We start from the raw sequence: 15,508 nt of genomic DNA, 5'->3' as shown, positions 1-15,508 counted from the left end.
ATCGGGATGCAAAGCCCCGACAATTTCGAGAAGTCACTCCACGCGGCTGCCTGACAGCGCATAAGCCCCCTGCCCACCATTTGGGGGGAACCTCACGTTGCCAGTCGTGGGACCACCGGCAACAGGTGATGCTCCCAGGGATTCACCGCGGCGGACTTTCGCATCAGCGTCATCAGCGGGCCGCCACCCGTGCCCGCCGCCCGCGATCTGTTCTCCGAGATATTCCGCGAGATCACCGGTACAAGCTCATAACCGCCGAACAGGCAGCAGGCCGGCTGACCGCGTAACCAGCACCCCGACCCCAAACTTTCGGCGTGGCCGCGCGTGATCTTCCGTAATCAAGCGTGCAAGACGATGTGGCATAGCCTCAGGTAAAGTGGCCAACGGTGACTGTGCGTCATCGGCTATGAACACGGGTAGATCCTGAACCAACAACGGGAGGATTGTGTTCGGATGCCGTGTCGGAAAGTGTGTTTGATTCGCGATGATCACGGACGTTAAAGGAGCGGGTGCCCTGATGGACAGCCATGACGCTTACAAGGCTCGTCTCGCCGAGACCTACCGAGTCGAACTTGACACGCTCGGCAAACGATTGGGAACAGTCGCAAAGATCGTCGATACAGGGGGCGGCTGCATGGCGATCGGGGTACCTATCGAAGAATCGCCCGGCGGGCATTCCCTTGAGTTGCTGGTAACCACCATTGACAATGGGCTCGCTGAAAGCCGTGACGACATCGTTCACTGGTACGGGTGTGTCTATGACACTGCCGACGATAGTGATGCAGTTGCAGATGGTCACGACACCCAATCCTTTGACGCTGCTTACGAACTCGCACTTACTCACCTGCGGGGTGGCGTGCCCGCATCCGAAGATCTCTGCTCCTGTTCTCGCGTGTGAATCTGGTCGGAGTGACCGGTCCCCGATGACGGGACCACCCGGTCTTTGAGTCCGGGTTGTATTCGATCCAGTTTCAGTTGATGTCACAGGCCACGGGGTGGTGGGTGTGACCGCAGCGGGCAGCGTACTCGGCCGGGGTGAGATACCCCAGTGCCGAGTGCCGGTGCCGATGGTTGTGCTCGGTCTTGAAGTCGCCGATCACGACCCGGGCTTCGAGCAGGCTCGTCCAGTAGTTGCGGTTGAGGCACTCGGCCCGCAGCCGCCGGTTGAACGATTCGATGAACCCGTTGTTCCACGGCGTCCCGGGCGGGATGTAGACGATCCCCACCCGATCGGCGCAAAACCGTTGCAGGGCATGGGAAATCATTTCCGGCCCGTTGTCCATGCGCAGCACCTTCGGTGGGCCGCCGCGGACGATGAACACCTTCTCGAGCTCGGCGACGAGCTTCTCGGCGGTGATCGACCGCTCCACCAGGTGCAGCAGCGATTCGCGGGTGTGCTCGTCGATCATCGACGCGATCTTCACCGCCCGCCCGTCTACGGTGGAGTCGAACTGGAAATCCAACGCCCACACCACCTTCGGCGCGTCCGCATCGACCGCAGCTACCGACGAACACCCGGCCCGCTTACGCGGGGAATGCTCGCGCACCTGCAGGCCCTCCTCGCGCCAGAGCCGGTGCACATTCTTCTTGTTCACACCATGGCCCTCGTCGAACCGCAACGCCGCCCACGCACGACCGAACCCGTGCCCTTGGTGTTTCGTCGCGTAGGACCGCAGCCAGGCCCGCCAAACCGGCGTCGGGATCTGCCGGGATCTGTGCGGCCGGCAGCCGGCGATAGGTCGAACGGTGGAGCCCAACAACCTTGCACGCCAACCGTTCCGACATGCTCTTGACCTGTGTGAGCATGTCCACGGCGCGGCGCTTGGCCGCTGGGCTCAGAATTTTCCAGTCGCGATCTCCCGCAGTGCGTCCTTCTCCAACTCGGCATCGGCCAGCAACCGCTTCAACCGGACGTTCTGTTCCCGCAGCTCCTTGAGCTCCTTGGCTGCGTTGGTATCCACGCCCCCGTACCGACGGCGCCAGTTGTACATCGTCGCCGCCGAGACCCCGAGCTCGGCTGCGGCCTCCTCCCCGGTCTTGCCCGCCGCGATCAGCTCATCGGCACGGCGCAGCTTCCGCACGATCTCCTCCGCGGAATGCCGCTTGCGTCCTGCCATGTCGCTCAGTGTCCCTTCCAGCCCTGGTCAGGGCCAACAGAACTCTAATACCGAGTGGTCTCATTCACCGGGGACGGGCCAGGAGCACTGGCACATAGATTCTCGCGGTATCGACGGAAGGGCCCTGCACATAAGGAAGGATCGAGGTCGGCGAGCTCAGTTCACACAACTCGTGCGAACCGTATAAGCGACCACTCTAACTCGGACATCGACAGCGTCCCGATTGGTTCTGCGGGCGGCGAGGATCGCAATCGGCGGAGCAGGGGAACTTGGTTACCGATATTCGAGATGCTTGTTGCATTGGCGGGATTGCAGATTTGACCCATCCGATTCCGTTCAACGGGCTCGACCTGCTCACCGTGGTTCGACGTGGCGGGTCACCAACCAGGTTTCGCCTTGACAGTCGCGGACGACATGGCGTTCATGGTTGGCGGGTGATCGCCAGCCGGAGCTTCATGCCGCCGGTTCGCCGCCGCCAGTGTCTTCAGATCCGATGGGGTGTCAGGTAGATTCGAATCTATGTGCGATCGCTTCTGCTACACGGGCCGCGGCCTCGGGTGCGGGCTCGTGTTCCCAGCAGCGGATCACCACCCAGCCCGCGGCAGCGAGCGCCGCGTCAGCGGTTCGGTCACGTTCGACGTTGCGGCGCAGCTTCGGTGTCCAGTACCAGTCGTTCGTCGTTGGCAACCTGCCGTGAAGCGGGCAAACATGCCAGAAGCAGCCATCGACGAAGACCACGACCTTCCGCGCGGTGAAGACGATGTCGGGCCGGACACGCAGACCTCCATCCAGCCGGATTACGAAGTCTTTGCGATAGCGATAGCCCATGCCGTGCAGGAGACGACGCAAGGCCAGTTCGGGCTTGGTATCGGTACGGCGGTTAGCGCGCATGTTGCGTGATCGTCCCTCGCCCGACGGGCTCGGAACGGCACCGGATGCATCAGGGTGTCGCATCTTCACGCTACTGTCCATCTCCGAAACCACCTTCCCCCCGATGCGAGTAGCCGATGCAGCAACGCCACAGACAGTACCGGTCCGTCAGCTGGTGAGGTGGGAAAGACGACCGAAATCTCAAAGGAGCCTAATGGGAACACTGACGGTGGTCGAGATCTGCGCTGGGGCCGGCGGGCAGGCTCTCGGCCTCGAGCATGCAGGATTCGCGCATGAGCTCGCCATCGAACTCGACCCCATGGCATCAGCAACGCTGCGTGCGAACCGTGACTGGGCAGTGATCACCGGTGATGTGGCAGATCCAGAAGTCTGGAAAGAGGCGCAGCGCAGGAAGCTGGCGCTCCCGGAGCGCATCGATTTGCTAGCCGGAGGTGTTCCCTGCCCCCCGTTCAGCATCGCGGGGAAGCAGCTAGGCGCCGATGACGAGCGCGACCTGTTCGCGTGGGGTGTGGAGCAATGCGCTCACTTGCGCCCGAAAGCACTATTGCTGGAGAACGTGCGGGGCTTGAGCATGCCCCGGTTCGCAGGGTACCGGCAGCATGTTCTCGACAGGCTCGGCGAGCTTGGGTACGTAGCCGAATGGCGGCTTCTGCAGGCATCTGACTTTGGTGTCCCGCAACTGCGACCCCGCTTCGTCCTCGTTGCTTTGAAGGACGAATACGCCCCCTACTTCAGCTGGCCAGATGCCAAGCCGTCGAGCCGGACGGTCGGCTCGACGCTCAAAGAGCTGATCGCATCACGTGGCTGGGAGGAGGCCGAAGCATGGGCCGAAGGAGCCCATGACATCGCGCCCACTATCGTCGGCGGCTCAAAAAAGCACGGAGGCGCCGATCTCGGGCCGACCCGCGCAAAGAAGGCGTGGGCAAAGATGGGCGTCGACGCGATGGGGGTGGCGGACCTTCCGCCGGCGCGTGGCGACAAGTTCGAAGTAGGCCCGAAGCTGACCACCGAGATGGTCAGCTTGCTACAGGGCTGGGATCCCGCCTGGGACTGGAAGTTCGAAGGCAGGAAGACTTCTGTGTACCGGCAGATCGGTAACGCGTTTCCGCCGCCGGTCGCCGAAGCCGTTGGACGATCAATTAAGAAGGCGCTGCTGAAGCAGGGTAAGCGGGTGGATCGTGCTGTCGATACCGCACACGATCCCATCTATCGGGTGCTCCGTGAAGCAGACGGCTTCCTGACACTGCCGCAGATCTCACGCAAGATAGGCATCCAGATCGAGCCGCACGAGCTGGAAGAGCGTGTCAGTTTGCTGAGTCGTGACTTCGAGCTCACGGTGCGTAACGGGACGAGCGCGACGGCGTACAAAATCGGCCAGTTCAAGGCATTCACGGGACAGGACGACCATGTTCGTCACGACCTGTTCCTCCGTAACAGGGCCAAGATCAGCTGAACCATCCTTCGCGCTCAAGGGAGTGCCGGGAACCGGCACTCCCTCCATCGCCGTCCGGCAGCGTCACTCTTCTCTGACACCGCGTTCTGGAAGGTCCGGAGCGATGCACGGCGGATCCTGCGGTGTTGCTCGCCGCCACCGGCTTCCGTCAATCAGCGTATCCCCGGCCGAACCCGGAACGACCCGCACGGAGATGTAGTGCTTGTCATCGGGGACCGATACACCGAGCCCCTCGGCAATGTGCTTGTGGTAGTTGCTCAGGATCAGGATCCCTTCCGGCTTGAGAGCGGAACGGGCACCGCCATTCTTGCGGACACGCTTCTGGTCGTCGAGTTGCATCGCAACAGTTCGAACAACGTTGCGGTGCACTAGCTTTCCCTCGGTCGCGCGGAAGAGCCGATTGGTTCGCTGAGTTCCGAACTTGCTGTCGAAGATGTGGTCGACCACGCTCGGCGGCAGTTGCAGAAGGATGTTGGCAGGCATCGGGGCGTCGCGCCACAGCCAGCGGACCGCGGCGCGGCCGGCAGGATTGAGCCACGTCTTCTGGTCACGATTCGATCCCTTTGCCCGGTACTTGGCTTTTACCCGAATGAGTCCGAGCGAGAAGCGGGCGTCAGGGTCGCTGGCCGTCGCCACCAGTGCGAGTTCTTCGTACACCTCCGGCGGGAGCATCCAGCGCCCGTCACCCTGACTCCACTTCGCATCGACCTGGTGCCCAGCGATGCGATAGTCGGTCGTATCGCCGCCCTCGAACTTGAACTCACGCTGCGCGTTGATCTCGAACACCGTTCCGAAATGGGTCTTCTCGGTCTTCATCAGTTCCGACCACCGGAACCGGCCTGTCTCGGAGCCGTTGTAGATCATGTCGTACGTGTGGCGTACGACAGCACCCCAGCGCTTGCCATCGGGATCCAGCTTCTTGATCTCATCCGCCACGGCGTCGAGGGCGGGGTCGGAGCCAGGATCATCGAAGAGTGTGCTCATCTTGCGAAAGTACCGCCGCACGGGGCAGACCCCTTGGCCTGTCCCCATTGAATGGGGACAGGCCAGTGCCGCCACCCTGCTTGCGTGCAGTGAACTTCGGCAACAGCGGCTCGGCCAGCGCCCACAACCCGTCCCGCACCCGCCGGTGCGACAGCTCATCGACCATGGCCGGACATCATGCCGCGCAACCGAATACGACACGCGGGACACGAATCACGACGACGTGAGACACGGTCGCGGAACCGGCGGATATCACCGGTGTCAGCCAAAAGTCTTGCTGCAGAGGATGGTCCGATGCCGTGCAATTTATGAGCGTGGAACCGCTGCGCTCAGATGCGAGCCTGAGAGGACCCCCGCAGCCCGCGATTAGCGGCCGCGGGCGCCACGGATAGCATCGGCGCAGCGTTGCATCTCGTCATCGGTCGGTAGGGCGACCGCCCCGAACTCGCCGGGTTTGGCCATTTGCAGGTCGACGTACCGGAACTTCTCCTGATCGTCGAGGTAATACGACGCAGGATGTTTGCGCCCGCGGTTACCGCTGCGGTAGTTCGGGTTCTCGATGAAGATGCCCACGACGGTGTTCCCGGACCAGAGATCGGTTCTGAACAGGGCATCTGCCAGTAGGTGACTCAAGACCTCCACGCCGCGTCGGCGCAGCCATCCCAGGGCATAGATCTCGCGCAGGAATGAGTAGTAGAAGCCACCGATACGCCACTGCAGTGCGTCGTGCGCCGCGGTGAGCGCGGCGTCCTCGCCGAGACCGTGGCGCTTCCTCAAGTCGGCTGCGGCCTTGAGCCGGACCAGACGGGCAGGCTCCCACAACCATGCCCGCCGAGCCTGATCCTTGCACCACTCGTCGCGGAACTCCTGCCAGCTGAATACCCGGCCGTAGTCCTCGACGCAGAAGTGGAACAGATGGGAGAACGCGAAGTCGGCCGCCAGTCCCGCACGATCTTCGCGGTGCTCTCATAGCGCTCGCGCAGCTGTCCGAGCGGATGTTCCGTGTGGAGTAGCTGCACCTCTTCGGGTTCGATCTGGAAGATCGCTGAGCTGACGTGAGCCAGAACCTTCTCCGCCACGTACGCACACCCCGGGCGGGTCTCCCACTCCCGCAGCCGCCGAAGCGCCTTCCCCGTCGATCCGAAATGCGCCGCAACCGCGGCGCCGTTGACATGCACAGCCATGGTCAATCACCCCCCAGACCCCTACGGGTCCGGTCACCTGATCCGATACCGACAAACTAGACCTAGGCACCGACAGGGACCTCAAAGCTGCTTGCACAGAGGTTTTTTCGGTGCCTCTCGGAGGCGGATCCAACCAACTGTTGGCATCTGTCGTTACGGTGAACGCCATGTCCCACACGGTGGCCTTCGAGGACCTGACCACTTCCGACCTCACTCTGGAGACAGTGTATTTGGGTGGCGCACAAGGCAATACGGGAGACGATGCGCTCGCCAAGCTAGCGCCGGTAGGCAACCAGGGAGGATTCCGGTACAACGGGTCACCGTCGAAGGGAACAGTCCGAATCGTTGCTCTTTTCACCAGCGGCACCGAGAGCGACTGGCCCGACGAACTCGATCCCCAGACCGGGATTTTCACCTATTACGGCGATAACCGGCAGCCTGGACGCCCGGATGTCCATGACACCCCACGGTCTGGCAACGTCCTGCTGCGCGACGCCTTCGCCGCCACGCACGCGACCGAGGCCGAGCGTGCGCAGGTACCTCCGTTTCTGCTGTTCGAGAAGGCGGTACCAGGTCGCGCCGCGCGCTTTCGAGGGCTGCTCGCACCCGGTGCCGATGTACTGAGCGCCGACGATGACCTCGTCGCCATCTGGCGCAGCAAAGGCGGCCAGCGGTTCCAGAACTACCGTGCCAAATTCTCGGTGCTCGACACGGGAAAGGTCGAGCGCGCGTGGATCACTGACCTCGCCAGCGGCGTACCTGCGACAAAAAGTGCGCACTGCCCACACAGCTGGCGCGCATGGGTGGAGAACCGCAGCTACGACACCCTGACCGCGGCACCGACAACGATTGTCCGCAGCAAAACCGATCAAGTTCCTTCCGACAAAGCAGGCCAGGCGATCCTGGCCGCCATCCACACGCATTTCGACAAGCGGCCGCACGATTTCGAGAAGTGCGCCATCGCAATCTGGCGAATGATCGCACCCGCGACCAGCACGTGTGACGTCACCCGCCCCAGCCGCGATGGCGGCCGCGACGCAGTGGGCCAATACCAGCTCGGCCCGGCAGCGGACCCGATCAAGATCGACTTTGCCTTGGAGGCAAAGTGCTACGGCCCGACGAACTCGGTGGGAGTACGGGAGATGAGCAGGCTCATCTCCCGGTTGCGCCATAGGAACTTTGGCGTGTTCGTCACCCTCTCGTACTTCAATCCCCAGGTCTACGAAGAGGTTCGAACCGACGGCCACCCCATTGCCCTGATCAGCGGTCGCGACATCGTCGGCACCCTCAAGTCCAACGGATATGGAGACCTCGGTGCCGTGAAGGGCTGGCTGCACACCCAATTCCCTCCTGCGCCTTAGCCGTTCGCAGTCTCTGAACCCGTCGGGACCCAGCCCCCGCCGACAGGTCGGTCAGGGCCGGTAGAGTCCGGCCGGGGGCATCTATGCTTCCCCGTATAGTTCGTGACACTCGGCATCGCCCTTAGCTGCCAACAGGAGGATGGGTGCACACCCTAACCAGCAAGCGCGTCACAAAGTTTGCTCGCGATTTCGGTTTCGAGGGCACCGAAGCGGATTTGTTCGAGCGCTACGTCGCTGCGAGCTATCTCTTTCAGTACCTTCGCGACGACGTGGAAGCGATCGAGCGGTCTATTATCGGCGGTGGCAGCGATGAGGGCATCGACGTCGGTGCAGTGATCGTGAACGGGCGGGTCGTGTTCGAACCCGCGGAAATCGACGAAGCGATATCCGAGCAAACCACGAACTCCGCCAAAGTGATCTTCATTCAGACCAAGACGAGCGAATCATACGACTCGAAGCTGATCGCAAAATTCCTCCACGGCGTCGAGTCCGTCACCAAGTATGCGATGAAGCCGGGAAGTATATCGCTTCCCCCACGGCTCGTCGATCTGGCCAGCCTTATCGACAGGATCGCGGAAAACGGAGACAAGTTCCAAGACAGCCGGATTCCCTGCGAAATCTACTATGTCACTACCAGCTCCCACGCGGGAACGAGCGCGCAAGCAGAGCTGCAGATCACCGAAGCTCTCAACCGGATTCGCGACATCGGCGCCTACTCGGAAGGCCTGAAGCTTCGAACGCACGGGCACGAGGAACTCGCCACCAAGCAGAAGGAACGGTTCGGGCCTCAAAACATCCAGTTCAACTTCGAGAAGCGCCAGACAATCCCCGCTACCGAGAGGGTGAGCGAGGCCTACATAGGGCTGATCTCGGCAACCGAACTGATGAAGCTCCTCAAAGATGAGTCGGGCGACATCCGGCCCGGAATCTTCGACGACAATGTGCGCCTGGATCTCGGCCCGCAGAACCCGGTGAACAGCAGGATAATGGGCACGCTTCAATCCGCGGAGCGTGAGCACTTCCCATTCCTAAACAACGGTCTGACACTCATTGCAACCGAGCTCCGCGGCCTCGGAGACCGTTTCTTCATCTCCGGCTACCAGATCGTCAACGGCGGTCAGACCAGCCATCAGTTGATCCGATGGTCCGAGTCCGATGAGGTGAGAAACGAGCCCGCACGACTGGCCGAACTCTGGATTCCGGTGAAGATCGTCAGCTCCAATGATTCCGGAGTTCGGACCAGCGTCGCGATTGCAACCAACCTTCAAACAGCAATCGGGTTGACCGACATCCAGGCGAGCTCGCAAATCGCGAAAGATGTCGAAGAGTACTTTGCGCAATCTGGGTTAGAGGGCCTCCGGTATGAACGGCAGAACCGCGGCGCGGCACTTGAATTCCCTCGCACACGTGTCGTGACCACCCCGGAGCTCAACCGGGCCGTTGCTGCAACACTATTCGGCGAATCGTCCCGCGCGATCGGATCCCCGAAGGATCTTGAGGCCGAAGATTCACTCGTGTGGGGAGCCTACCCGGTCGAGATGTACTATTACGCGGCGTGGATTATCTATCGAATCGATAGGTACTTCGCGCGCACACCCGAATCCGCCACTCTGAAGGCTGCAAAATATCACATCTCCATGGCGGTCTCAGCCCTGGTAAACCCCGGCTTGGTCAGGATTTTCGAGAATGGCGGCGCCGAGGGGACGAGCAAGTTGCTCCAGAAAACCAGGAATCTCAAACTCCGTGTTTCGGACAAGGCTCTGTCGCAGCAAATCGAAGATGCTATCGCCACTGCCGCGGAACTGGCCACCCGTGCGTTCGAGGCCCCCCTGTCTGAGGGGCGAAGCCTGCGTAAGGACGATGTGCGCAGCAGGCGCAGCCAGGAGGCGATGCTGGAAATGGCCAAGAACTGCGCCACGAAGATCTAGAAACGATTGTTGAAGCTCCCGATTTCTCGGGGAGTGTCTGACAGTCGTCCGATGCGGCCAGCCTGGTGTTCGATCGGTTTGACAGGTTTACGACTGTGCCCCATCCAACTCCGGATGGGGCACAGCAAGTTTCGCCTATCGCATCAGTTGGCGCGATCCCCGGGCGGGCCGGCCGATGCGACGTTCAAGCAGGTTGTCCGTGGCTTCCAGCACGGCAGACTGTAAGCCAGCATCTGCTGAAGCCACGCCGAACGAGGGATCCAGTCGGCATTGGACGAACGTACTGTCATGGCTCCCCTTTATGTCAAGAGGCGGTTTGTAGTTGGTTAGGCTGGGTGGTGGTGAGTCCGGGTTGTGGCTTGTCCGAAGGAGGTTCAGATCCCCATCGGCGGCCCCTTGGCCACAGCAATCGATGAGGTGTGGGACAGCATCCGCCGCCCGTCACCCTGACGTCCCCGAAGCCGTCGTGCCCATCAAGTCGGGCTCGACCGGCCGCGGGCGCAGCGTGCGGCGCGGGCATTTCGGGCCCGACCGCTGGGAACACCACGGCCAGTGGCTACCAGAGCTGTTCATCGGCGCCGAATGACTCGCCGGCGGCGCCCGCGACGTGCTCGCCACCCTGCTACACGAAGCAGTCCACGGCATCGCGCTCACCCGAGATATCAACGCCGCCAGCGACAACGGCCGCTATCACAGCAAGAAGTTCAAACAACTCGCCGAGGAAATCGGCCTCACCACCGCCCGGCATCCCCACTCCGGATGGTCGCTGACCACCCTGCCCGACGCCACCTCGACCGAACACCAGCGCGAGATCACGATCCTCGACCGCGCGATCGTCGCCCACCGCCGACCCGAGCACACCGCCGAAGACACCGACGCCGCCACCGCGACCGACGAGAGCGAGGACGAAGACACCGAAGACGCGACCGCCGCCGAACCCGATCGCAACGGCCAGCCGCTGACCTGCCAGTGCCAACCGCCCCGCCGGATCCGAGCGCACAAGAAGATCATCGCCGCCGGACCCATCCTCTGCGGTGCCTGCCAAGAACCCTTCAGCCCCTAGCCGATTCCCTCGTTGTGGTCCCGAACAGTCTCCCCGCGTACGAGGCGACGCTGCGGTCCCCGCGTAAGAGGCGACCCCTTCGTTGTGGTCGAGGTAGAACCCTTCCCCGTGCTCGGCGCGACTCTGCGTACGCGCCCCCGCCCCTTGTGGTTTCGACTCCCGACGCGCCCAGCTCTATCAACGCACCGTGCCATGTCAAGCCCTCCTGTTGTGGTCCCCCCTTTGTGGTCTCCCTTCCTTGTGGTCCCTCTCCTTCTCTCTCTTCTTCTTGATCTTCTGCTCTCAACTGTTTGGTGGTGGTTTGTCTCCCGCTCGACCCCCACTATCGTCAGCGAAGCGGGAGATAGTGGGGGTCGAGCGGGAGGCGGGCCGCCACCAAACACCCCAGGTCAAGGCGATTTTTCATCGCACTTTTATCGCAACGCTTGTGTGCATTCATTGTGCATCCAGTGTGCATTCATTCCGCATTCGTTCCGCATCGAAAATCGGTTCCAGACACGGCAAAAGGCCCGTCCAGCGGATGCTGGACCGGCCTTGTCGGTGCAGGCGAGGTTACTGCCGGCGAGGTGGGTACTGGTCCCAGAGCACGCCGTCGAGGTGACGGCCGTGCTGCTTCGGGGTGCGCCCGCCCCACTGAACTATTGACCGCGCCGCCCGCGAGTCAGTTCGACACAACCGGTGGGTTTGTCCAAGATCCGCCCGTGACTGACGTGCATGGATCTTCGCTCCTCCGAGACACGACCGATGTCAGCGAGTCGGCCGATGGGCAATCGGGCATCATGCTCGTCATCCCATCGGCAGATTCCCCCGATCGAAGGACACCCGATGAACGTGCTGGGCAACGCAATCACCGCCGTCGCCGCCTTGCTTGGTGTATTTCTCGGTGGGTGGCTCACTATCCGCAATCAAGAACGGCAATGGCAGCGCGAGCACGCACGCCAATGGCGAGACATACGTCTGAAAGCCTACAACGATTTCACCTCGGCATACCGCCTGTACGTGGCGTTCGCGCTTGAGCCGACCGCGAGTATCACAGCCGTTCCACATCCACGGCATCGCGATCGGACGATGCCGTTCTTTGATGAGATCGGGCGTCCCTATAAAGAACAGCTCGAGTCCGCAACCATGGCGTTTCGTCTTGTCTGTCAATCGCCCGACACCTATCAGGAGTGTGGCCGAATAGTCAACCGTGCGCGCCAAATTGCCGCTGCACGAGCGACCCACGCTCCTGGTCAAATTCCCGACGAACTTTTCCATCGTCTCTGGGCAGCTCAGCACGCATTCCTGAATGCCGCGAGGGAGGAACTTGGCCTCCCGGCGATGGAGCCGGTCTCCGATCCCCCTCCAGGTGACCAAACCCCTGCGCGATAGCGGCGGCGACACAATTTCCGGACAGCTTGGCGCAGAGAAGCTAAAAAGAGCGCGAGCCCGACGGCGACACACTGATCGCGCAGTGCCCGAACCCAATCCGGGTCCATGAGGCGGGCATCAGGTCCGGATTCGCCGCCAGCGATGACCCAGTCGATGCCGGTCAGGTCCAGACTCGGGAGCGGGCCCAGCAGCGGCTCGCAGGACAGGAACCGCACTGCGGCCGGTATCTTGCGCAGTTCGTCGGCCCGCCAGCAGTATTCGTCGGACTCGGGGGAATCGGTGAAGTCGCGGCACGCTGACAACCACACGTCGAGGTCCCCGGCCAGCAGTGACGGCACTTGCACGGCCGCCGGCCCGATCATCACCGGAGCCTGCGTGGGGTCAGCGGCCAGACGTTGCAGATTGCACGGGCTGGTCGGGTTAGCACAACCACGTGTGTTGCGACTGGAATCCGCCCTGTGACGGTGGGCGCATGTGTGTGGGAGGTCTCCGGTTACATCTGCTCAGCTCAGTGGCCTGTTGAAGTTTGCGGGTTTCGGGGATCGGTCCCGGCGGTTTAGCGTTGATCAACGGCAAACGACAGTGAGTCCGTGCAATCGTGTGGGTGAGCAGGGATGCTGACATGAGCGAGCCGGCGCAGAAATCGCGGGTAGGCACCCGGTTCGGGCACTACCAGCTGCGGAAGCTGCTGGGCCGGGGCGGCATGGGTGAGGTGTACCAGGCATACGACACCACCAAGGACCGCATCGTTGCCCTTAAACTCCTGCCCGAGCATCTCGCTGCCGATACCCATTACCGCGAACGGTTCCGGCACGAGTCGCGCACCGCTGCCCGCCTGCAAGAACCACACATCATCCCGATCCACGACTACGGCGAGATCGACGGCCTGCTCTTCATCGACATGCGGCTCGTCGAAGGCGGCACTCTCGGCGGCCTGCTGACCCAGCACGGCCCGATGGCGCCGGCCCGTGCGGTCGCGATCATCGCCCAGGTCGCCGCGGCGTTGGACGCCGCCCACGCCGACGGGCTGATCCACCGCGACATCAAACCCGCCAACATCCTCGTCACCGACGATGACTTCGCCTATCTCGTCGACTTCGGCATCGCCCACTCCAGCACCGGCACCGCGTTGACCGGCACGGGGACCGCGGTCGGCACCTACTCCTACATGGCCCCGGAACGGTTCAAGGAGGAGGAGGTCACCTACCGCGCCGACATCTACTCGCTGGCGTGTGTGCTGCACGAGTGCTTGACCACCACCCGCCCTTACCGTGCCGACAGTGTCGAAGGCATGATCACCGCTCACCTGTTCGACCCGATCCCGCGACCCAGCACCGTGCATCCGGGCACTCCGACGGCGTTCGACGCCGTCATCGAACGCGGTATGGCCAAGGATCCCGCCGACCGCTACCCCAGCGCGGGAGACCTCGCCCGCGCCGCGCACGATGCCCTCACCGACACCGACCAGCACATCGCCTCCACCATCCTCGCCAGCGTGGCCACCCCGATCCTCCCGGCGGGCGTGCCACCGCAACAGCCGACCACCGCAGGGGGCGGTCCGTCACCGGAACCGCCGCCCTCGGGTCCGTTACCGGGCCGGCCGTCGGCGCCGTCGCGGCGAGTGTCGAAGCTCCTGCGGCGACGGTGGATTCCTGTCCTGGCCGTGGTGCTCCTGGTAGCCGCCGCGGGCGGGGGGATCGCCTACTGGAAACTGTCCGAGAGTGTCGGCAACCCGACGACGGCCACAACCGTCACGGCCACTATCACCGTCGGCAACGGGCCGGAATTGCTGGCGGTCGACCCGGGAACGCACACCCTCTACACCCCCAACAACTCCGACAATTCGGTGTCGGTGATCGACGCGGCCGCCCACACCGTCACCGCGACCATCCCGGTCGGCAAGGGGCCGGTCGGTGTGGCGGTCGACCCGGGCACGCACACCGTCTACACCGACAACTTCGGCGACGATTCGGTGTCGGTGATCGACGCGGCCGCCCACACGGTCACCGCGACCATCCCGGTCGGTAAGGGGCCGGGGGGTGTGGCGGTCGACCCGGGCACATCCACCGTCTACACCACCAACTACAACGGCAATTCGGTGTCGGTGATCGACGCGGCCGCCCACACCGTCATCGCGACCATCCCTGTCGGTAAGGGGCCGGAATTGCTGGCGGTCGACCCGGGCACGCACACCGTCTACACCACAAACTTCGGCGACGATTCGGTGTCGGTGATCGACACGGCCGCCCACACCGTTACCGCGATAATCCCGGTTGGTAAGGGGCCGGGGGGTGTGGCGGTCGACCCGGGCACATCCACCGTCTACACCGCCAACAGCGGCGACAATTCGGTGTCGGTGATCGACACGGCCGCCCACACCGTCACCGCCACCGTCCCGGTCGGTAAGACGCCGATCGGTGTGGCGGTCGACCCGGGCACGCACACCCTCTACACCACCAACAGGGACGACAATTCGGTGTCGGTGATCGACCCGGCCACCCACACCGTCACCGCGACCATCCCGGTCGGCAAGGGGCCGGAGGGTGTGGCGGTCGACCCGCGCACGCACACCGTCTACACCACCAACTACAACGGCAATTCGGTGTCGGTGATCGAGCCGCGGCACTGAAATGCCCGCCCTTCAGCTGGGGTTTTAACACCCGCACCAGAACCGGGTCCCCAGCCGCTGCACCGAAACCCACCCGGCCGGGGCCGGGCAGACCTGCCGGCTCGAAGAACCGGCACCGCACCACCCGCCACGACGTCGGCCTGGTCCTGCTCACCGGCCAGGCCTACAATCGCCCGACACATCTCGCCGCCACGATCAGCACCGACCTGGCGGCACCGGTGATCGCCGGGATGCGGCTACGCGCCGGTAAGACCGGCTCGGGCAAAGGCGCCGCGTCGATGGTCACCGCCGCGATCGGCACCGCTCGCGCCGTCGGCGCGGCTGGCATCGTCCTGTTGCGCGGGGACTCCGCATACGGCACCCGCAAGGTCGTACGCGCCGCGCTGCGCGCCGGGGCACAGTTCTCGCTGGTACTGACCAAGAACCTGAAGCTTGCGGGTTTCGGGGATCGGTTCCGGCGGTTTAGCGTTGATCAACGGCAAACGACAGTGAGTCCGTGCAATCGTGTGGGTGAGCAGGGATGCTGA

General features: G+C 63.2%; 11 protein-coding genes and 2 pseudogenes. 8 read left to right on the top strand and 5 right to left on the bottom strand.

The features are described from left to right. Positions 1 to 517 precede the first annotated feature (517 nt). The gene (locus tag ACWEKS_RS46510; protein WP_452346102.1) at positions 518 to 898 is read left to right on the top strand and encodes a hypothetical protein; all 381 of its coding nucleotides are present in this window, start codon (positions 518 to 520) and stop codon (positions 896 to 898) included. Positions 899 to 971: 73 nt separating this feature from the next. Here ACWEKS_RS46510 and ACWEKS_RS46505 read toward each other — a convergent pair. Both ACWEKS_RS46505 and ACWEKS_RS46500 read right to left on the bottom strand, forming a co-directional pair. Then, positions 972 to 2,117, bottom strand: a pseudogene (locus ACWEKS_RS46505) (IS3 family transposase). 501 nt (positions 2,118 to 2,618) lie between these two features. Then, positions 2,619 to 3,089 carry a very short patch repair endonuclease gene (locus ACWEKS_RS46500; RefSeq protein WP_452346101.1) on the bottom strand — a complete coding sequence of 157 codons (471 nt, stop codon included), beginning with the start codon at positions 3,087 to 3,089 and terminating at the stop codon, positions 2,619 to 2,621. Between the two features lie 112 nt (positions 3,090 to 3,201). Between ACWEKS_RS46500 and ACWEKS_RS46495 the strand changes: the two genes are divergently transcribed. Beyond that, a complete protein-coding gene (locus tag ACWEKS_RS46495) occupies positions 3,202 to 4,461 on the top strand; it encodes a DNA cytosine methyltransferase (protein ID WP_452346100.1) in 1,260 nt (419 codons plus the stop codon). 63 nt (positions 4,462 to 4,524) lie between these two features. On the opposite strand, the gene ACWEKS_RS46490 is transcribed toward ACWEKS_RS46495, so the two are convergent. Together ACWEKS_RS46490 and ACWEKS_RS46485 are read right to left on the bottom strand one after the other, a co-directional pair. Beyond that, positions 4,525 to 5,445, bottom strand: a complete 921-nt coding sequence (locus ACWEKS_RS46490) for a NaeI family type II restriction endonuclease (RefSeq protein ID WP_452346099.1) — start codon at positions 5,443 to 5,445, stop codon at positions 4,525 to 4,527. A gap of 366 nt (positions 5,446 to 5,811) precedes the next feature. Then, entirely contained in the window at positions 5,812 to 6,222 is a 411-nt protein-coding gene (locus ACWEKS_RS46485) for a hypothetical protein (protein ID WP_452346098.1), read from the bottom strand. Positions 6,223 to 6,796: 574 nt separating this feature from the next. On the opposite strand from ACWEKS_RS46485, the gene ACWEKS_RS46480 reads away from it, so the two are divergent. The 4 genes from ACWEKS_RS46480 to ACWEKS_RS46465 all read left to right on the top strand — a co-directional run bounded on the left by ACWEKS_RS46480 (position 6,797) and on the right by ACWEKS_RS46465 (position 12,352). Beyond that, positions 6,797 to 7,990 (top strand): restriction endonuclease, encoded by a 1,194-nt coding sequence (locus ACWEKS_RS46480; protein ID WP_452346097.1) that lies wholly within the window; start codon positions 6,797 to 6,799, stop codon positions 7,988 to 7,990. 143 nt (positions 7,991 to 8,133) lie between these two features. Further along, positions 8,134 to 9,918 (top strand): AIPR family protein, encoded by a 1,785-nt coding sequence (locus tag ACWEKS_RS46475; RefSeq protein WP_452346096.1) that lies wholly within the window; start codon positions 8,134 to 8,136, stop codon positions 9,916 to 9,918. Positions 9,919 to 10,525: 607 nt separating this feature from the next. Next, on the top strand, positions 10,526 to 10,981 hold the full coding sequence (locus tag ACWEKS_RS46470) for a hypothetical protein (protein ID WP_452346095.1): 456 nt from the start codon (positions 10,526 to 10,528) through the stop codon (positions 10,979 to 10,981). Between the two features lie 825 nt (positions 10,982 to 11,806). Continuing rightward, positions 11,807 to 12,352 (top strand): hypothetical protein, encoded by a 546-nt coding sequence (locus ACWEKS_RS46465; RefSeq protein ID WP_452346103.1) that lies wholly within the window; start codon positions 11,807 to 11,809, stop codon positions 12,350 to 12,352. Here the strand turns inward: ACWEKS_RS46465 and ACWEKS_RS46460 are convergent. Continuing rightward, positions 12,253 to 12,714: a DUF5131 family protein gene (locus ACWEKS_RS46460; protein WP_452346094.1), complete on the bottom strand. Its 462-nt coding sequence runs from the start codon at positions 12,712 to 12,714 to the stop codon at positions 12,253 to 12,255. The two genes, ACWEKS_RS46465 and ACWEKS_RS46460, sit on opposite strands and share 100 nt — an antisense overlap. 260 nt (positions 12,715 to 12,974) lie before the next feature. Here ACWEKS_RS46460 and ACWEKS_RS46455 point away from each other — a divergent pair, with 260 nt between their 5' ends. Further along, on the top strand, positions 12,975 to 14,981 hold the full coding sequence (locus ACWEKS_RS46455; RefSeq protein WP_452346093.1) for a protein kinase domain-containing protein: 2,007 nt from the start codon (positions 12,975 to 12,977) through the stop codon (positions 14,979 to 14,981). Positions 14,982 to 15,163: 182 nt separating this feature from the next. Continuing rightward, positions 15,164 to 15,406: pseudogene (locus tag ACWEKS_RS46450) on the top strand (IS1380 family transposase); the annotation flags it as partial. Between the last annotated feature and the right edge of the window lie 102 nt (positions 15,407 to 15,508).

The organism is Nocardia sp. NPDC004711 (genome assembly GCF_053601595.1).
This window is presented reverse-complemented; position numbering and strand designations above follow the sequence as displayed.

Excerpts from the sequence above, each read along its gene's own strand:
- ACWEKS_RS46510 (WP_452346102.1), top strand. The coding sequence starts at position 518 with ATGGACAGCCATGACGCTTACAAGGCTCGTCTCGCCGAGACCTACCGA.
- ACWEKS_RS46500 (WP_452346101.1), bottom strand. The coding sequence starts at position 3,089 with ATGGACAGTAGCGTGAAGATGCGACACCCTGATGCATCCGGTGCCGTT.
- ACWEKS_RS46495 (WP_452346100.1), top strand. The coding sequence starts at position 3,202 with ATGGGAACACTGACGGTGGTCGAGATCTGCGCTGGGGCCGGCGGGCAG.
- ACWEKS_RS46490 (WP_452346099.1), bottom strand. The coding sequence starts at position 5,445 with ATGAGCACACTCTTCGATGATCCTGGCTCCGACCCCGCCCTCGACGCC.
- ACWEKS_RS46480 (WP_452346097.1), top strand. The coding sequence starts at position 6,797 with ATGTCCCACACGGTGGCCTTCGAGGACCTGACCACTTCCGACCTCACT.
- ACWEKS_RS46465 (WP_452346103.1), top strand. The coding sequence starts at position 11,807 with ATGAACGTGCTGGGCAACGCAATCACCGCCGTCGCCGCCTTGCTTGGT.
- ACWEKS_RS46460 (WP_452346094.1), bottom strand. The coding sequence starts at position 12,714 with ATGATCGGGCCGGCGGCCGTGCAAGTGCCGTCACTGCTGGCCGGGGAC.
- ACWEKS_RS46455 (WP_452346093.1), top strand. The coding sequence starts at position 12,975 with ATGAGCGAGCCGGCGCAGAAATCGCGGGTAGGCACCCGGTTCGGGCAC.